Annotated in this window: 11 protein-coding genes; 2 read left to right on the top strand and 9 right to left on the bottom strand. The window is 44.3% G+C overall.

Annotation, left to right across the window (positions count from 1 at the left end; all coding sequences use genetic code 11):
* Positions 1-191: 191 nt before the first annotated feature.
* Positions 192-2,033: a hypothetical protein gene (locus HF312_02850; GenBank protein ID MCU7519125.1), complete on the bottom strand. Its 1,842-nt coding sequence runs from the start codon at positions 2,031-2,033 to the stop codon at positions 192-194.
* A 527-nt stretch (positions 2,034-2,560) separates the two neighbouring features.
* Between HF312_02850 and HF312_02845 the strand changes: the two genes are divergently transcribed.
* Positions 2,561-4,144: a glycosyltransferase family 39 protein gene (locus HF312_02845; GenBank protein MCU7519124.1), complete on the top strand. Its 1,584-nt coding sequence runs from the start codon at positions 2,561-2,563 to the stop codon at positions 4,142-4,144.
* Positions 4,145-4,147: 3 nt separating this feature from the next.
* Here HF312_02845 and HF312_02840 read toward each other — a convergent pair whose 3' ends face one another.
* From HF312_02840 to HF312_02810, 7 genes are all read right to left on the bottom strand, one after another.
* On the bottom strand, positions 4,148-6,235 hold the full coding sequence (locus HF312_02840; protein MCU7519123.1) for a T9SS type A sorting domain-containing protein: 2,088 nt from the start codon (positions 6,233-6,235) through the stop codon (positions 4,148-4,150).
* A 163-nt stretch (positions 6,236-6,398) separates the two neighbouring features.
* Positions 6,399-9,188, bottom strand: a complete 2,790-nt coding sequence (locus HF312_02835; protein MCU7519122.1) for a PAS domain S-box protein — start codon at positions 9,186-9,188, stop codon at positions 6,399-6,401.
* A gap of 197 nt (positions 9,189-9,385) precedes the next feature.
* Positions 9,386-9,838 carry a peroxiredoxin gene (locus tag HF312_02830; GenBank protein ID MCU7519121.1) on the bottom strand — a complete coding sequence of 151 codons (453 nt, stop codon included), beginning with the start codon at positions 9,836-9,838 and terminating at the stop codon, positions 9,386-9,388.
* A 143-nt stretch (positions 9,839-9,981) separates the two neighbouring features.
* Entirely contained in the window at positions 9,982-11,457 is a 1,476-nt protein-coding gene (locus HF312_02825) for a hypothetical protein (protein MCU7519120.1), read from the bottom strand.
* Positions 11,458-11,534: 77 nt separating this feature from the next.
* On the bottom strand, positions 11,535-13,043 hold the full coding sequence (locus tag HF312_02820) for a tetratricopeptide repeat protein (GenBank protein MCU7519119.1): 1,509 nt from the start codon (positions 13,041-13,043) through the stop codon (positions 11,535-11,537).
* Positions 13,044-13,183: 140 nt separating this feature from the next.
* On the bottom strand, positions 13,184-15,097 hold the full coding sequence (locus HF312_02815; protein ID MCU7519118.1) for a HAMP domain-containing protein: 1,914 nt from the start codon (positions 15,095-15,097) through the stop codon (positions 13,184-13,186).
* Positions 15,098-15,205: 108 nt separating this feature from the next.
* Positions 15,206-15,973, bottom strand: coding sequence for a hypothetical protein (locus tag HF312_02810; GenBank protein ID MCU7519117.1), 768 nt, complete (start codon positions 15,971-15,973; stop codon positions 15,206-15,208).
* 248 nt (positions 15,974-16,221) lie between these two features.
* Between HF312_02810 and HF312_02805 the strand changes: the two genes are divergently transcribed.
* A complete protein-coding gene (locus HF312_02805) occupies positions 16,222-16,728 on the top strand; it encodes a hypothetical protein (protein MCU7519116.1) in 507 nt (168 codons plus the stop codon).
* A 2-nt stretch (positions 16,729-16,730) separates the two neighbouring features.
* On the opposite strand, the gene hrpB is transcribed toward HF312_02805, so the two are convergent.
* A complete protein-coding gene (hrpB, locus tag HF312_02800) occupies positions 16,731-19,253 on the bottom strand; it encodes an ATP-dependent helicase HrpB (GenBank protein MCU7519115.1) in 2,523 nt (840 codons plus the stop codon).
* Between the last annotated feature and the right edge of the window lie 49 nt (positions 19,254-19,302).

Below are 19,302 nucleotides of genomic sequence, written 5' to 3'. Positions count from 1 at the left end.
CGCAGACATTAATCATTAACCTGAAACACAAGGAAACGAACTATTAGAACTTAAAAACGAAAACGTACAAACATAAAATCAGAGCATAACACACACTTAACCGTGATCATGCCGGAAACAGAAAAATCATAAAAGTGTAAAAAGTAAAACAATCCAAGGCTTAATTAAGCCTTTTTATGGCACATCCTCTCTTAGGGCATATTCAGCTGCTTTTTCCATTGTTCAACCCAGCTGGAAAAAGGCACTGTCAGCGGAACGGCCATAAGCCTGCCGCCAAATCCCATGTAGCGGTAGGCAAATACATTCATATTTAATGCATCAACTGAATTTAAGACATCCTCATTAACCGTTACGCCGTAGCTTTTGGCCAGCGAAGCGGTGTAATTAGTAAGTTTCTGAAGGTATTTTTGTGTCTTCAGATCCTTAGCAGTCATGCTGTTTTTCTTAGCGCCCTTTCCATCTTCAGGAGCAGCATCTTCTTTTTTCTTGCCGATCAGCTTAAAGACGGAATACCCGTCTTCAGTTTTAAGAGGGCCGTAGACATCGCCCACGTTCATCACTGCGGCAATCCTGCCGATCTCTCCATACATTGTGGAAGGGAAAAATCCGAACTCGCCGCCTTTTTCTTTTGTCCATTCTCTTTTGGTATACTTGCGCGCGAGTTCATGAATATCTTTATTATTTTTCAGCTCATCGAACACTTTTTCAATTGTTTCCAGACTGTCTGTCAGGACCTCAACTATATTAACCATTGTAAGTGCCGGAGACGACTCACTTATCTGAATCTGGTCTTGTGCCGGATTCAGTTCCCCGGGAGCAGTTTTTACAGAATCCATCAGTTTAGATTTAAGGAGCTGGGCCAGATAGCTGTCGCGCCACATATGGATGGATTTTTTAACCTCGGGCAGATTCTGAAGGCCCTTTCTGAAGCCTTCCTGCGCGAGGAGTTCATTTTCTATATAATATTTAACCCTGTGCTGGAGCTTTGCTCTGAGCACTTTCGGCTCAGCCGAAGCGCTTACAAAACCATCAAAGGCAATATCGTCAATAAATTGTTTCAAAGAAACCGGATTGGAATCCAGGCTTATAAACGTCATTTTAAGACTGTCGGGCCCGAACTCTTTTTCAACCCTCATAAAGTCCGGGATGCTGACAAAAGGCTTTTCTTTTTCCGGAACTTTAGAGTCCTGCTTTTTTTCATTCAGGATCTTTATCACCTTATCGGCAAAACTCCAGAATATGTAGCCATCGACGTTGACTTTCCTGCCGGCAAAGAAGCTTTTATAATAACTCTGATATATAGCATCGTTGGCTTTATTGTTCAGGATCTTTCTGGCCTCACTTACTACTTTTTCCCTTTCCTCAGCTGAGATGGAATACCTGTCAATGCGCTTAGCAAGCCTGAATATGAGCCACCCATCCAGTGAATGGACCGGCTCCGTATACTTTCCAGGCTGCAGGCTGAAGAGTGTTTCTTCAAGTGAGCTGTCCACCTCACCAAAGGAGACCTCAAGGAGAGAATCTTTCGCCAGAGCAGAGTTATTTTCGAGCAAAGAATTAAAAGGAACGCCTTTTTTCAGGGAATTAACGAGATCCTGCACCCCTTTTTCATCCGGGGCCTTCAGGCAGTCGAGTTTTAGTTTGTACCTGTTCTTTTGTACGGCTTGATTTAGTGCAGCATCTGTAATATTGACCCTGCTGCTGATCTCGTGCTTGTAGAGGGCATCCCTGACATACATTTTCTCTACCGTTTTAAAAGTAGAATTCATGACAGCAGAAGTATCGTAACCAAGGTCACTCGCCTTCTGAGCCAGGAGTCTCTCAGCAATTAAGGTATATAGAAAATCGGTTTTGGGATCTTGTGAATATTCTCCCTTCTCACCTTTAGGCCACGGGGTAAGAGCAAAACGCTCTTTTATTTCCGAAGCATTAATAGTGGTATTACCAACCTTCGCAACAACCTGATCTTCGGCCTGAGCACTGATGTTGATGCTGGCACTGAACAGGACTGCAATTAATAAGTATTTCTTCATTCCGCACAAAAAGCAAAGAGCCTCAAAAAGAACTCATAAGGTGATAAAATGGCGCAGCACATAATAGAATATACTGCTCTTAACTATTCCCCCAACCATCCCTGAAAAAAATTTCAGGTCAAATTTACTAAAAAAAATCTTTAAATCAACAGGCAGTATATACAAATACACCGAATACAAGAAAATACTTTTCTGCCGTAAGACATTAGCAAATAAGCCCGTTAGAAAAGGCACTTAAATTGTTCCTTTATGGATATTATGCCTTATTTCCGCCCGGGATTCCGGACAAGATGTCAGTCTTTATTAAACAAAATTTAATACCTAATTATCGGAATTATCTAAAATTACTTAATATCCCTCACGAGGCTAAGCGGATACAGCATCCGGATTATTCGCACCGAAATTCTAGGGAATATTACAGGGCACAAAGTCCGGCTGCTATTTAACCGGATAACGCCTGAGGTGCATGTTTCATTATTTCTCACTAAGTTTACATCTATAATTAACCTTTTGGGAGGGAGGCTATTATGACCGGAGCGTTTGCTGAAGAAAAGGATAGAAATACCACATTTATTTTACTAATACTTTCACTTATAACACTTTTAATACACTTCTTTACTAATTATTTTACCCAGTTCGGCATTTTCCGCGATGAATTCTATTATATCGCATGCAGCAGAAGGCCTGCAATGGGCTACGTTGACCAGCCCCCTTTATCAATCTTTCTTCTTGGCTTAAGCCGCCTGACCTTCGGAGATTCACTTTTTTCAATCAGGATACTGCCCGCGCTTTCGGGAGCCTTATCTGTTTTTATTACGGGACTCACTGTGCGCCGCCTTGGAGGGGGCCGGTATGCCGTGGTTTTATCTGCAGTCTCTTACATTGCCGCTCCCATTTTCCTGGCGATGAATAATATCTATTCTATGAATGCCATAGATATTCTTCTCTGGACATTGGCTTTCTACATTTTGATTTTAATCCTGGGCCGGGATACGGAGGGGAAAAATGCCAGATACTGGATTTGGCTTGGAATTGTGCTTGGACTTGGTTTGATGAATAAAATAAGCATGATGTGGTTTGGAGGGGGGCTTTTCCTGGCGCTTCTGACCCGGCAGTACAGGCATTACCTTAAAACTCCAAGGCCTTATATTGCAGCTTTAACGGCTTTTATTCTTTTTCTCCCTTTTATCGTATGGAACATTACGCACTCTCTGGCGCATCTTGAATTTATGCGCAATGCCTCGGGGCTTAAATACAGCTCGGTAACGCCGGTTGATTTTATTTCAGGGCAGCTGCTGATGCTCCTGCCAATAAGCATCCCTGTCTGGGCATCCGGTATATACTATTTCTTTTTCAGCGAAAAAGGAAAGAAGTTCCGCGCCGCAGGAATTATATATGCTGCCACCATCGCCATTCTTATTATCAACTGGCACAGCAAGCCTGAATACGCCGCGCCCTCCTACCCGGTACTTTTTGCAGGCGGTAGCGTTTTTATTGAAGAATTTTTAAGAAAAAGAGCAATTACCTGGCTTAAGTATGCGCTTCCCTTTCTTATTGTCCTTTTTGGAATCCTCCTGGCACCTTTTATCATCCCCTGCCTGCCGGTTAAAGCATATATTGCTTACAGCAAAATGACAGGATTTCAGCCTGACGGGCATGAGGGCAAGGAGGTCTCGGAACTCCCGCAGCTTTACGCAGATATGTTCGGCTGGGAGGATATGGCAAAGACGGTGTCTGAGGTATATCTTTTGCTGCCGCAGGAAGAAAGAAAAAATGCGTTTGTTTTTGCCCAGAATTACGGCGAAGCCTCGGCTCTGGAATACTATAGTAAGAAATACCCTATTCCCAGGGTAATATCTCCCCACAACAGCTTCTGGGTCTGGGAGTGGGAAGAGCTGAAAGACACGACAAAGAAAATCAGCTACCAGACAGCAATTATAATAGGCGGGCAGGTTGAAGACCACCTGAAGGCGCTTGAAATTGCAACTCAAAAAGGGACAATTAAAAGCCGGTACGCCATGCCGTATGAAAATAACCTCCCTGTTTTTATAGGAAAAGGTTTCAAAATACCGCTTGAAGTGATCTGGAGGTCAGAGAAGCACTTTATTTGAGAGTTACTTTATAAAAACAAGCTTCCGGGTTTCAGTATAACTGCCTGACTTAAGATGACAGAAGTATATCCCGCCCGGAAGATCCTTGGCGTTAAAGCGGATCTCATGCTTCCCTGCCGTCATCTCCTGGTTTAGAAGGCCAGCCACCTCGCGCCCCAAAGCATCAATTATCTTTATCTCAACTTTTCCGGCCTCAGGAATCTGATAGGGAATAACGGTTTCCGGATTAAAGGGATTCGGGTAATTCTGAAGCAGCCCGTAGCCGCCCGAAGGGGTGCTTTGAGGCACGCTTGTGGTACTTAAGTAGCCCGGCTGCGTCATCGGGGCACTTTCTTTGCTGATTATACTGTAACGCGCAGGATCGGTAAGAACTTTGTCTGTCTTATAGCTTACTCCATCTATTATTATATCCGAATTAATAAGACGGATGCCGTGGCTGTAATCCACATATGTATCTATATGTATATTGGTAAGAGGCTGAATAGCCGACCCGTCCGGTTTGTGCCATCCGTAGATAACCACGTGGCGCGGCCTGGAGGGATCGGTGATCTTATTGCTTACAACAACGTCTTTCTTAGTTCCTCCGGTCAACTGCCCAAGGCTTCCTTTTGCAGCAACCATCTCCGAATCAATTGCCTTATTGTGCTCAATAAACTTTGGAACCAATTCATTTGCGTTCCCAACGGGATAGTAAGTAACCGGGGCAAGCTTTACTTCAGAGTGGGTATAAATGTCATCCACAAGCTTACTTGTCGGCATCGCTGCACCTATCAGATTTGCAAGCCTCTGTGCCGTTATTGGGCCCATCGGAATGCGGCAGAAGTCCTGATTGGAGCCGATTGCAAGGTAATCGGGCGCAACATCGTAGATAACAGAGTGGTTTAACCCCGCGGCGTCTTTTAACGTAGTACTAATTGTAACGAGATTTCTCAAAAAGTCCGGTACGTTGCCTCTTGAAATTTCATTATATATTTCCGTTTCCCTCTGCTCAAATGTCATGTACTGAACTTTCTGCATGAAGGCAGAACCTGTAAGACTGTTTAAGGAGCGCGGAGGAAGATTAAGCATTTTGGGAACGTAGACTTCTGCCTGAATTAAATCCGTATAGGCCCTTGAGCCAAAATAGCTGTATCCTGCACCTTCATACGGGGTGCCAGAGGACATAGTCTGAATAAACCCGTTCAGTTCAACCTGCACGGTATGTAATATCTGCCTTCCCGGGTTTTCCTTCAGAATAATCTTAATTCTTCCATTAAGAGCTGTATACTTTATAAATGACGTATCTGCCTGGACTGTGAAATTAAAATAACCTGCGAGGTACTTCTGCATCATTTTTGTCCTGTACCATGTGCCGCCCGTTGCGCTGACTATAGGCTTACCATTATAAAGTGCAATGCTGTCGTTATAGGCTATAACGCTTAAGAAGTGGCTCTCTGAGGATTTAAGCCACTGTGCCAGCTTCCTGCCATATGTGTCGTCGTAGTTATAGTCGCTGTCCAGAAAAGAGATCCTTTTGACGTAATCAGGAATTGAATCCACGGCGTTCATAAAGCTGAAAGTAAAGCCGCCGCCCCCGCTGTGGCCCGTTAGGATAACAAAGGGATTATAATCCTTAAAAATGTTTTTCACCGAATCTACAATATTCTTAACAAGAATTGCATTATCCGGGTGTTTACTCCTCCATGATGGCCAGCTTTTCTGATCGGTCTGAAGGTAAATTACAACGGCGTTATAATCTTTCATCATCCGGCGGAGAAATCTTGTCTGTGCGCCTATATGCTGGATGTCAAAGTGCCAGTCGTCCCCCGGGGCTAATTTCTTGCCGATGGTTTGTTCTATCGTGTTGCCGTTAGGAAGTGCAAAGAAAATGAGTCCCGTGGGCTTATTTATATCGAAGGAAGCCTCACCGGGGACATTGATCTGAATTCTGACTTCAGGACTGAAACTAAAGTTCAGTATCTGCTCGTTAAAAAAGGGGCTTTTTATAAATCCCTTCAGCCTTCCGTCAGTAGTCTGTGCTTTTACTGATACAGGGGATAAAACCTGAGAAAGCAAGATGAAGAAAAAACAGAAAAAATATCTTATACCCATTGCTGCTTTAGTCCTGAAGTTATTGAATATTTTTCCTGTAAAACTAAGACTTTTAGGCTAAAATCAGAACAAAAATAAAATTTATTTTTCGGGGGGAATGAAGAATTGAGGTTTAGGAAATTTCAAAACATGGCCGGGCACTTTGCCTGGCCATGTTTAATATTTAAGAAGGAAGTGTGAAATAAAAGGCTGCGCCTTTACCCTCTTCGGATTCAACCCAGATATTGCCGCCGTGGTGTTCAACAATTCTTTTGCATATAGCAAGGCCGATTCCGGTCCCGGGATAAGCCTCCCTTTCATGCAGCCTCTGGAATATTACAAATATCTTGTCAAAGAATTCCGGAGCAATCCCAATCCCGTTATCTTTTACTGAAAAGAGCCACTGCCCGGCTTTTTTCTCTGCGCCGATACTGATTTCAGGGTCATCCGCCCCCCTGAACTTAATGGCATTGGAGATGAGATTCTGAAAAACCTGGCGTATCTGCGTTGTATCTGCGTTTATTACCGGAAGCTTCCCGTATGTGATTTTTGCGTTATTTTCTTCAACTGCCACCTTCAGGTCGGCTATAACATTCTGCATAAGGAGGTTCAAGTCAGTTGGCGCAAAGTTTTCGCCTTTTGTTGTAATCCGTGAAAATGAAAGAAGATCCTGAATAAGAGACTTCATTCTGATGGAGCCTTCAACTATAAATTCAATCAGCTGGTCGGCGCTTGCGTCAAGTTTATCCTTATACCTTTTTGAGAGCATCTGTGTACAATTAGAGACCATCCTAAGAGGCTCCTGCAGGTCGTGGCTGGCCACGTAGGCAAACTGCTCTAGTTCCTCATTTGAACGCCTGAGGTTTCTGAGCGTCTCCTCCAGCTGCCGCATCATCTTTTCTCTTTGCGTAATATCCAGCACCAGTGAAAGCACAGAGACAAGGTTTCCATCTGCATCCACGAGGGCCGAATTGTACCACTCGCACGTAATCACCGAGCCGTCTTTGCGGTAATTGCGGTTTGTATGGAGGTTGCTGGTTTTCTTCGAGGCAAACATTGCAGCGCTGAGATCCGAAACCCTCTTAGCATCCTCCTCATGAACCCATTTGAATTCCCCGATCTTTTTGCCGATCACCTCTTCGGCCTTCCAGCCGAAGATCTCCTCGGCCTTCCCTGACCAGCTTGTCACCTTGTACTCGTTGTTAAATTCAACTACGGCAAGGGGAGAATTCTCGACGTGAAACTTCAAATGCTGAAGCGCAACCCTGAGTGATTCCTCCACCTGTTTTTGCTCTGTAATATCCAGAATAACATAGATAATCAGTACAACTTCTCCCTGGCTGTTACGCACGGGTTCGACAAAATAGGAAAGGATGCTTTCAATGCCGTTAGCCCTGTTCCGCAGCCGCAGCTCATAATTCTTTACAAATTCACCTTTAACTGCTCTTGAAATGGGCCATTCTTCCAGGGGCATCACATTCCCGCCGGGATAGAAAAGCTCAAACTTTTGTACATACTCATTGAAATCGGAGGAAATACTTTCACCCTGTGAGCCGTGCATGGCCAGACCCGCCTTATTAAAGGAGATTATTTTGCCTGACTGATCACTAACACCAACGCCCGCGGGCAGGTTTTCAATAATTGCAGCCAGTTTGCCGCGTTCAATTTCAAGAGTTCCGGAAAGTTCCTTATAGCGCCTTTCACTCTCGCGCAGCGCCTCTTCGGCATCTTTTCGTTCAGAAATATCCCTCCAGGCAACAATACCGCCTGTAATTTCACCCTCTCTGGTTTTTATAGGGGCGGCATTGCACAACAGATGGAGCGCCTCGCCTTTGGAGTTAACCTGAATTACTTCAGCATTATTTACCTCTTCCCCCTTTTCAATTGCACGTACAAGAGGCAGGTTCTCCGTTTCCATTTCAGTTACACCATCCGGGTAATAAACCTTCCACTTCTCCGCAACCGCATTTGCCGTCAGGCCGCGGTGAGCTCCGCCAAGCTTTTCTTCTCCGTAGCGGCTGACCATCCGGATATTTGCATTTTTTGCGTCTGCAATCGTAATGCCTTCAGGCACAAACTCCATAAGTGCATCAAGTATGCGCTTACTTTCTTCTAATTCAGCTTCTGTCCGTCTTTTTTCACCCACGTCATCGAATGTACTTACCGCAGCTATGATCTCTCCATCAGCATTTTTAACGGGTGCAGCGTTAACTGAAAGATATGTATAGGTCCCGTCTCCCCTGAGGTAGAGCATCTCCTCACCTAAGACAGTTTCTCCTCTTAAGGCCCTTGTAATCGGGTACTCTTCAGAAAGGAAAGGAGTTTCAGGGTCGTGCATTGCGCCGTATTTTGCGTAATCATAAAAGTCTTCCACCTGCAGCATTGAATGCCTGATCAGTTTAACTCCCTGTTCATTATGATAAATGAGTCTTCCCGAGGGGGCCTCGGCAATTGAGACGCCGGAGGGCATCTGGGCCATTATGGAATTAAACCATGCACGCTCGAGCTCAAGAGTCTGCATGAGCTTTTTGCTCACTTCAGCTCCAGCTATTTTTTCCTTCCAGCTCAGGGCAAGGCCTTTATCGAAAGGTGAAATACTGATATCAATTTTGCCCTTCTTGCGGGCATTTTTAAGTTTATATGGGAGCGATATAATTTTTTCAGGAAGGCGCTTTTTCAAAGCCTCACGGATTGCATTAAAGAGCTTTACATTCTGCTTTTCAGAAAAGAGATCCGATAAATTAAGATCTTTTATTTTATCCCTGTCAAGCTGCAGACTCTCTATGGCAGCTTCATTTAAAAAATTTACTCTGTAGACAGCTGAATCTTTCCCAATTGCATTTTCCGGTGAATCATGTAAAGGAAAGATTACGGCAAAAGGCTCCGGAAGATTCTCAAAAAGAGCATATAATTCCCCATCACTTCCTGGCAGGTTCTGATCCCCTAAAGGTGCTTCAATATGACTTCTTTCCATAAAAGGACTTCTCCCAAATGGGACTGATTTAAAAAAAATTGCCGGACTTCCGTAAAATGCACATAAACTCAGGAATAGCCCGGACAAGCAAAAAATAACGGAAATAGGGCATAATAGCAAGGGAGCGAAAGCCTCCCGCCCCTGAGCGTGACTATAGGCCACTAAGGGGCAGGACTTAAATCATTTCTCTAAAGCTTTCAGAGCAGTTTTGAAGCAAGATTATACGCCTGTTCTGAGTGTGTCGTTACGTCGACATCGCGGATTATGGAGCTAATGATCCCCTTCTTATCAATTATAAAAGTAATTCTGTTATCCACCCCAAGTTTATTTAATACTCCGTAATCCCTGGAGATGTTTTTATCTTTGTCGGAAAGGAGGGGGAAATTAAGATGGTAATCATCTATAAATTTCTTAATGGCTTCCTTAGAATCCACGCTGACGCCAAGAACTGTAATATTATTTTTCCTGAATTTACTCATATCGTCCCTGATGCCGCAGGCTTCCTTTGTGCAGCCCGTGGTTCCGGCCTTTGGATAAAAGTAGAGGACAACGGGAGATTTATCCCTGAAGGATGAAAGAGTGTAGCTTTTGCCGTAAGCATCCTTCAGCGTAAAGTCGGGTGCCTTGTCACCTTCCTTCAGCGTTGTAATGCTCCCGGAAGACGCAAAAAGGAGTCCGCTTATGAGTGTAACCATGAATAGCCTTAACATATTATTTCCTCTTAAACTGTTATAATAATAACGCAGTTTATGAGTAAAAAAGTTCTTCTGGAATAAACGTTGAATCTTCAGATTTACCGGGGCTGCCTTTCCAGTACGATCTTTTTTTCAAAAGGATCAATTGTAAATCTGTAATTCCTTAGAAATTCAGGTCCTATATCCCCTGCACAGGCAAGTCCGTAGATATTGTTTCCCATTACAAAATCTTCCACAAAACCGTCTTCAGGCTTATAATCCATGCCGCCTATCCTGATTGTCAGATCCGGGCGTGTAACCGGATATTCTTTACCATTCCACAAGGTGGTACTCTTTGCTACCGGAATTTTGTATTTCCTTGCCGCCAGGGAGTTGAAATTGACATCCCTCGAGCCTGTTTCAAGCATCATGAGAACTTCCCTGCCCCGAAGCCTGCATGGAATAAAAATCCATCCGAAGCGCTCGATGTAGTTTATTTCCTCAAACTTATTACTCATTTCTGAATAGTATTTTTTTAAGGCGGCTTCGTTCCTGAGCGTAAACTTCCTGTTTACCGGATCCACAGTTAAAGCCAGGTCCTTAAAGGCAAAGGGGGAGAAGACCCCGTCGGAGGAAGTAAGGCTGCCCTCAAAGTACAATACGGGGAAGTCCTTTACTGATGGGGTTTTCAGCGATGCCGCCTTTATAAATGCATCACTGGGAGCACTCATATAGCGGTATTGAATACCTTTTTCAATACAGATTGCATTTCCGCCCGGGATCTTTTCTCCCAGAAGCTTTTTGTGAATTGACAGATATCTGCCGCTTGTTCCGGTATCCAGGCTTGCCTTTATCTTATTGCCTGAAGTGTCTTCAAGCTCAATTCCGAAGTAAGGCCCGCATTCGGCATAAGGGATTTCAGCCACATAAATTTCAGAGGTGGAAACAGGGAGTCTGTGAAGCGCTTCCTGCTGAAGGAAAGTTTTGGTCATTTTTAAGAGCTTCTTATCCATTGCCTTTTTTATTACTGAGTAAGCAGCCTCATAATCCGAATTTACGGCTAAAAAATAGAAAGCCTCATAAGGCAGGAACCGGAAGAGAACTTTATCTGAAACTTCATCAACTTTTTTCTTTGCCCACTCAAATTCACCATGATCCAGCCTGAAGAGCCATTCCGAAAGCTCCACTTCAGGGTTGGCGGGGTACTTTTCCTTCATTTCTTTTAATTTCGCAGGAAATTCCGAGTCCCCCAGAAAAAGCTCCGTCTTAAGATCCAGCACGCCGGCATACTCATGATTATTTAATTTTCTTAGTGTATCAATAAGCGCGAGGGTTTCTTCTTTTCCCGAAAGTAGGAGACATTCACCCTTGAGATATAAAGCATATGGACTGCTGCACCCGGCCTTAAGGAGGCTGTCAATTAAGAGGAGCCCTTTTCTAAGTTCACCGGAATGAAATTTTACAATTGCGCTGTCGAGTACCGCCTTTTCATTTAAGGCACCCCCTTTACCTGAGTGGGCAGCATTGGCTCTTATAAAACAGCATGGGGTGAAAAGAATAAAAGATAACAAAACGGACCGAATGCGCAGATTCATTGTTACCTCCGGAAGACAATATGAGTTAAATAGGGCTATTTTAATGTTTTAGACGGATAAGATGGATTTGAGGTTCATTATTTTTCACCCTTATTCTCTTCTTCAGCCTTTGCTGACTGCCGGGCTCTTACTTTTGGAAGGTTTTTCAGTATGTTTTCATCCTGAGGATTCACCCGGAGCCCCTCTTCCCATATTCCCACCACTTTATTCCAGTCCTTCTGAATTGAATACAGGCACCCGAGGTTATAATAGTAGCTGCTGTTTTGGGGCTGAAGCTCTATGAGTTTCTCGTAATCCCTTGCGGCCTCATTATACTCTTTAAGTGCAATATAGCACTGCACACGGTTTATACGGGCCGGAAGCGATTTGGAGTTAAACCTTATTGCTGCCGAAAAGTCGCTTGCCGCCTGCTTTGTCCGTCCTAATTTCCTTAAGCATATTCCCCTGTTAATTAAGAGCGTGTCTGTAATTTCATACTTCAGGGCCTCAGAGAAATTCTTCACGGCATCTTCAAGGCGGCCCATTTTATAGCTGCAGTTGCCAAGATATTTATAAAGCGTGTAGTAGCCCGGATCCAGAGAAAGAGCTTTTTGAAAGTCCTCTTCGGCATGCTTAAAGTCCCCAATTTCATATAACAGGCTTCCGCGGTTGCTGTATGCTGCGGTAAAGCGCGGGTCCATTTTTATGGCATCTGTATAAAGCGATATTTTCCCGCTCCTGCCAATGGCGCTGTCGGCTTTTTGGAAAAGCCTGAGGGCATCTGATTTAATAAGACGGTCTTTGGCGTTATAGCCATCAAGCTCATTAAGTGCAATCTGCGTCACACCTTCTTTATACCTGGGAGGTGCCGATTCGACCGCTTTAATTGCCCCCAGAGAATATTGCCGTACATCATCATCAGTTTCGTTTTCCGAAAGAGGCTTAAGCTTTGCCAGGATTTCGCCCGGAAGTATCTGAATGCCGTACGGGCTGTTCTGTACAACCATGTTACCGCTTTCAGATTTAGGGATGTCTATTTCACCGAGCATTCTTTTTACGGCAAGCCAGCAGCGCATGCGCTCCTCTTTTTTCCCGCATTCGGAAAGTATCCTGATCTGCCTTCTCACAAGGGCGGTTTTCATACGGCTTACATCCAGGTTCGTGGTGGCAAAAATGGCCAAGCTTACCATTTTTTTGTCAGAACGCAGACTTTGGAAAAGGTTTTCCAGCCGTTTTTGAACCGCGTTAAGGATGCGGAAGCCGGCTTCCGAAAAAGAAATTTCCGGCATAAAATCATTTGATATAGATGAGTATACCGCCAGTGCATCACCGGGAAGGTGAGTATTCTCAATTTCCACGAGCATTGAGTCGAAGTCACCCGGGGAGTTATCCGTTATTTCACCTGAAGAAATCTTATCTGAGGCCTCAACAATCTTTTTTGCCGAGGGGCTGTTATACTGCCTTTCCAGGCGGCCGACCTCAAGGGAAAGAGCCTTTAAGACTTTAAGGCAATTTGGCGCACCTATCCCGGCAGAGTCCTGTGCAGCAGAATTCCCGGCAAATATTAGAAAAACAAGCAGCGGTATAAAACGTTTCCACTTCATCATTACAAACCACATTCATAAAAGCAATTATCTTAAAGTTCGGAGTCTTGACTGATGTGAAAAAAAATAAAGATTAGCAGCAAAAGAAACAATGCTTCTTTTAGTCTGCTAATCTTTCATAGGTTTAACCGGGGGATTAAGATTTAACGCTGGTGGACGGGGACTTCAGAACCGGTATTAAATTTATTTACAAGTGTCTGCAGGTCGAGTGTCAGGTGTTCGAGCCCTTCGGCAGCCTGTGCCACTTCGTGAAGTCCTGAAGAGGACTGGCGCGTTACGTCTGTAATAGCCTCAACGCTTTTACTTATTTCTTCGCTTGCTGTAGACTGTTCCTGGCTGGCTGAAGCGATCTGAAGAATAAGTTCACTTACCTTTTCAGTTCCCCTGATAATTTCATCCAGCGCAGAACCGGCACGGTTTGCAAGGTTTTTCCCATTTTCCACTTCTAAAGTGCCCTTGGAAATTGAGTCTATTGCAGCAGCAGTATCTTTCTGGATCTGATTGATCATAAGTGAAATTTCCTTTGTGGCCTTTGTGGTTTTTTCTGCAAGCTTGCGCACTTCGTCTGCCACAACAGCAAAACCGCGTCCCTGCTCACCGGCCCTGGCAGCCTCAATTGCGGCATTTAAGGCAAGGAGGTTTGTCTGGTCTGCAATGTCGTCAATTACCTGAATTATCTCACCGATCTGTCCGCTGTTTCTTCCCAGTTCCTCAACAGTTGTTGCAGAAGTCAGGACAACATCGGCAATTTTATTCATTCCGGAAATAGTTTCTTTTACTACTTTTCCGCCGTCGCGTGCTTTTTCTCCTGCCTGCTTTGCAGTGTCAGCGGCAAGTGAAGTGTTCTGTGTTGTATCAATTATAGTTCTTGTCATCTGGTCAATTGCCGCGGCAATTTCTGCCGCCTGCTCTGCCTGGCTCGTACTTCCCTTGGCAATCTGCTCAGTGCTTGAGGAGATCTGGCTGCTTGCACCGGCAGTTTCACTAACCGCCTGTGCAACGTTGGAAACCATATAATTGAAATTCTCAACCGTAGAGTTAAAGCCCTTGAACAGCCTGCCGATTACATCGTCCTTATCGCTGTGAAGCCTTACGGTCAGGTCGCCATTTGAAAACTTTTCCATTGCCTGGAGAATTTCCTCAACCGATCTGGCAAGATATCCCTTTTGGGCTTCAGATTCTCTTACGGCTTCTTCAACTTTCTTTTCCACTCCTGCTTTTTCAGACTTGAGGTTTTCCAGATTTTCTTTGATATTTCCCACCATTTTGGCAAGCGATTCCGAAAGCAGACGTGTTTCATCTTTACTGTTAACGGCAAGAGACAAACCGAGGTCGCCATCGGATATTTTCTTTGCAGTCTGTGCAAGATAGTTAATGGGACCGGTAATCTTTTTAACCACCATTGAGGTAAGAAGCAGGAACAGGATATACAATACAGCTCCTGAACCGATATTTGTAAGGAACGTTCTTACCCTGGCCGAATGAATATCTTTCAAGGAATAATCAGCCCCAATAATATAGGTCTTACCGTTTGGGGTTGTAAAAGGTATGAGCACTGAACGCAGTGAGCCCCATTTGTCATTTGTATCTTCAAAATACATCTTCTTATTATGAAAGATGTTATGCAGCGCTTCTGAAGCCTCAGGATAGGTTTCAAAGAAAGGGGAGTATTCTCCCTTGGCTAATTCCTCGTCTGTTGCGCTGGATGAAGTAAAGTGAAGGCTGTCATCCGGGGTCTGCGCCATGGTATAGACATAAGAAAGACCAAGCTTTTTTGTAATGATGTTGAGTTTCTTGGTGTTCTCGAGGTTCTGTGCTTCCGAGACGGAATTAGGCCCTGTAAGGCTGTCATGGTATGCATCCCCGAATGCATAATAAACGCCGTATGCAGCCGCTATAAGTTTTTCATCAATAGATTTGGATAAAATTTCTTTTTCATTGCTGTATGAGAAATAGGTGTAAAAGCCTATCATAACGAACCCGAACAATGAGATCAGGAGCATTATTTTGTCACGAATCAGGAGGTTGCTCAACTTGTGTTTGATAGTTCGGAACATAAAACTTTCCCCTCAAATAGTTTGTAATAAAACGGCTTCTGAGCCGGAACTAAAGTTCCGGCTCAGCACAGGCTTATACAGCCTGAAGCCGTAAAAAGTTTTAAATATTTATAAACTGACCTTAAATACTATATATGTATTTTTTACGTGTGGGTTCATAACAAAGGAAAGCCCCACAGGCAGGTTAAAATCCTGTGTGATTTTAATATCTTTTGAGACATTAAAGCCGAGGTTAATTATTTCAAATTTATCACTTGTAACGCAGTGCCAGACGCTCGGACCCTGGGCAGCTCCGGCAAAGAAATTTAACGAGGTCCCGTTAAATTTAACCGGGTAGCCAACTTCTACATAAAGCGACTTATTCTCAGGCAGGTCGTTATAAATGTTGCTGCTCAGTGTAAAACTAATGGGAAAGCTTTCAGGACCGTTATAAAGGAAGGAGGCTTCCATCGTGTGGGCTCCTTCACCGTTATTCTTAAAGTCAGAGAGCTTCAGGGTATCGATATAGGGATAATAATAATCTGTTGCCGTAGCCGAGAATGTGCCGGCTGAGGTTTCATAAGAATATTTCAGATAAAAGTCATTTTCAGCGTAATTTCCTGTAAAACCGTATGATCCCCAGACCCCCAGGCTGAGACTTCCCGCAGAATTAAGGCTCAGGTCAAATGAACCGTATGGCTGGACCTGCGGCATGGACTCTCCAAGTTCAATTCCGCGCCATACATAGCGGCTTACGACGTCTGCGCCAAAATTAAATGAATATGGTTTTGACTCTTCTTTTGTTGAATCTTCTGCTTCCTGAGCCGGAAGAGTTGAGGGGCCAAGGAATAATGAAATAAATAAAATTACAGGCAGGTAATAGAATTTCGAACGCATTTAATTCCCCCAATAATTGTAGTGGAGATTAGTGATATATCTTTTTCTATCTTAAAAGCCGGCGTTTTAACGGATTTCAGGAAAATTATAAAACGCCATTTCCATTATCGTATAAAGCGAGGTTGCAATTTAGTGCCCTTTTCTGTTTTTGTCAAAAGTTAAGGAGAAAATTGTCATTTTGCGGGTAATATTGGAAGTATTATATTGTATTCAGGTAATACGGGACTTAACGTAGAAGAGGCATAACAATGAAATTAAAGAAAAACGCGCCGGCAGGCTTACTATTATTCATCCTTTTAATTCCTTTTGCCGTAATTTTCACCTCATGCACAAAAGAGAATGCTGAGGACGACAGCTCCCGTTTTTATGAGGGGAATTACACCGATGAAATTGCCTTTAAGACGCTTTCGGGAAGTGTAAACATTGTAGTTGAACAGATCCCTTTGGCTCCCAGGCTGAAAGAAAACATTCCTTACTCCGTTATTGCAGCTTCAACGGATTCCACAAGACTAAAATTATTTGTCTCATACGGGAATTATTACGCTGAAAAGCCGAAAGTCTTTCTGGACATAAGCCGGATAAATGACACTGTTTTTATCTGGTACACAAACCGGGAGAAAACGTTCAAAAGGCTTCAGAAAACAAATTCCATAAACAGTCCTGAAGACATACCAAAGCCCGCATATATAAGAATAGACAGCATTACAGTTTTCTCCGCCTCAAGTGTAAATCTTCTGACAAAGACACTCAGGTAGTTTTATCTTAGCGTGTTCCCTCTTTTGGTCTTATTTGTAGCCTCAGCCTTAAGCGGATCATCGGGCCAGACATGTTTGGGATATTTTATGCGCATCTGCTTTAATATTTCAGGATATGTATTTACCCAGAAACTCCTGAGGTCCTGCGTAATGGCAAGCGGCCTCATTGCCGGGGAAAGCAGGTGTATGAGCACAGGAATTTTCCCTCCTGCAATCCTTGGTGTATCTGTCTGCCCGAAGAGCTCCTGGAGCCTTACTGCAAGAACGGGCTTTTCACCCTCGTCATATTTCAGTCTTATATTGGATCCGCCCGGGACTTTAACTGCCGATGGCGCAAGCGCCTCAAGCAAGTTTAACTGTTCATAAGAATAAATGGATTTTATAATTGAAGCCATATCAAGCGCTTCAATATCCTTCTGCTTTCTAACACCGTTGAGGAATGGTTTAAGCCAATAGTCTATTGTACCAATCAGGTTCTCATCCGTCAGTATAGGCCAGTTAAGGAACCTGTGGTCATTTTCATCCATTACATAAAGCCTCAGCCATTCGGACCTTTCTTTTATACTCACACTTTCTTTATCCCACGGCAGAGAGTTAATGCCTTCACTTCGCAGGTGATCTAATACTGCCTTTTCAATTTCTTCTTCATTTGGGCTGAATTCCTTTTCCTGAATTGATATGGATCCCAGCCTGAGTTTCCTTATCCCCTTTACTGCGGTGCCCGACCACTCAACAGTTTCTTCATTTGATATGATATCCCTGAAGGCCTCAAGAATTTCGTCCCTTGAAACTGGTGCAGCAAGGAATACTTTTGCCACTGCACCCGCAGCATCCACATCGGCTACAGAAAGAAATTCCTCTCTTAAAAGAAGATCCCCTTCAGGAACCGATACCATTGTACCCTGTGCCAGTTGGTACTGATTTGAAGACTTCTTTACGGCTACTCTTTCCGGGTATGCATAAGCAAGCAGCACTCCCAGATTCTCCCCCGTTATCTTATCTTCAGAAGCATGAACTATCTTCATAAGACGCCGCGCGTGCTGATATATTCTTTTAGAATGCTGTGCCTGCCTGTCATCTTTTGGATTTTCCAACTGGTGCCAGCGCCCGTAGAGGTTTATCTCTCTTCCCGCGGCAGCGGTCTCTTCAAGAAGCGATGCAAGAAGGCATGCTTCGGCCTCCAGGCGTTTTTCGCGCGCGTGCAGGATCATTGCACTAAGGCGCGGGTGTACGGGGAGCCCCGACATAGCCTTTCCGAATGATGTAAGCTTTCCCATTTTGTCCACGGCACCCAGCATGAAAAGAATTGATCTTGCCTGCTGAAGGTTTACCCTGGGAGGAGCATCAGGAAACATAAGCCCTTCTCCTTCCGGCGTTCCCCACTGCGCAAGCTCAAGGGCCAGAGGGGCCAGGTCAGCCGAGAGTATTTCGGGCTGTGTAAAGGGAGGATGAAACTCTTCTTCCTCTTTTGTCCACAGCCTGTAGCAGACGCCTGCCATCTGGCGCCCGGCACGCCCCCGCCTTTGATCGGCCGAAGCTTTGGAGACCGGGACGGTTATAAGCCCCGGCATTCCTCTTTTAACGTCAAAAGAAGACAGGCGTGAAAGCCCTGCGTCAATTACTATGCGGACGCCATCAATTGTAAGGCTCGTCTCGGCAATGCTTGTGGAAAGAATAACTTTTCTTTTGCCCATAGGGGCCGGACGCAGTGAGGCCTCCTGCTCCTCTCTGGAGGCCTCGCCATAGAGCTCATGCAGTATAACGTCACTTCCATGGAAGCGGTCAATTAAAAGTTCAGATGTACGTTTAATTTCCTTTTTCCCGGGCAGGAAAACAAGCAGGTCGCCATCTTCTTTTTTTATTGCACTAAGAACGGCCTCGGCAGTTTTAACTTCAAGTCTTTTATCACTTGTATGCCTCAGGTAATGCGTTTCAACGGGATAAGCCCTTCCAAGAGATTCAACTACGGGAGGATTGCCCGGCAGGGAAGAAAGCTTTTCTATGTCCGGCGTTGCCGACATGATAAGGATTTTTATGTCAGGACGAAGGTTCTTCTGTACGTCCAGAAGGAATGCAAGCCCGGTATCGGCATGAATGCTCCTTTCATGAAATTCATCAAATATTACGAGCGCGGCCTCAGGCAGTTCGGCATCAGACTGCAGCATGCGCGTAAGTATGCCTTCTGTTACAACTTCAATTTTTGTATTTGGACCCGTACAGGCCTCAGTCCTTATGCGGTATCCTATTGTCTGGCCGCATTTTTCATTTCTTTGTGAGGACATGTATTCAGCCGAACGCCTTGCAGCCAGGCGGCGCGGCTCGAGCATTAATATTTTCCTGCCTTGAAGCCACTCCTCACCCATAAGCGCCACGGGCACGATGGTCGTTTTACCTGCTCCCGGAGGGGCTACAAGAATACACAGGTTACTTTCATGAAGCGCCGCCTTCAGGCGCGGGAGGGCTTCTTCTATGGGATAAACTTTTCTTTCCAGTGTTATAATTCCAACTACATATAAATTAAGTATTAAATATAAGCCTAATTATATTTAGCTGCGATTGAATTCCATATGACTC

The sequence above is a fragment of the Ignavibacteria bacterium genome, from assembly GCA_025612375.1.
Classification (GTDB): domain Bacteria; phylum Bacteroidota; class Ignavibacteria; order Ignavibacteriales; family SURF-24; genus JAAXKN01.
This window is presented reverse-complemented; position numbering and strand designations above follow the sequence as displayed.

What these genes read in the sequence shown, in the direction of transcription:
- HF312_02850 (MCU7519125.1), bottom strand. Translation starts at nt 2,033, where the DNA reads ATGAAGAAATACTTATTAATTGCAGTCCTGTTCAGTGCCAGCATCAAC.
- HF312_02840 (MCU7519123.1), bottom strand. Translation starts at nt 6,235, where the DNA reads ATGGGTATAAGATATTTTTTCTGTTTTTTCTTCATCTTGCTTTCTCAG.
- HF312_02805 (MCU7519116.1), top strand. Translation starts at nt 16,222, where the DNA reads ATGAAATTAAAGAAAAACGCGCCGGCAGGCTTACTATTATTCATCCTT.
- HF312_02845 (MCU7519124.1), top strand. Translation starts at nt 2,561, where the DNA reads ATGACCGGAGCGTTTGCTGAAGAAAAGGATAGAAATACCACATTTATT.
- HF312_02825 (MCU7519120.1), bottom strand. Translation starts at nt 11,457, where the DNA reads ATGAATCTGCGCATTCGGTCCGTTTTGTTATCTTTTATTCTTTTCACC.
- HF312_02820 (MCU7519119.1), bottom strand. Translation starts at nt 13,043, where the DNA reads ATGATGAAGTGGAAACGTTTTATACCGCTGCTTGTTTTTCTAATATTT.
- HF312_02815 (MCU7519118.1), bottom strand. Translation starts at nt 15,097, where the DNA reads ATGTTCCGAACTATCAAACACAAGTTGAGCAACCTCCTGATTCGTGAC.
- HF312_02810 (MCU7519117.1), bottom strand. Translation starts at nt 15,973, where the DNA reads ATGCGTTCGAAATTCTATTACCTGCCTGTAATTTTATTTATTTCATTA.
- HF312_02835 (MCU7519122.1), bottom strand. Translation starts at nt 9,188, where the DNA reads ATGGAAAGAAGTCATATTGAAGCACCTTTAGGGGATCAGAACCTGCCA.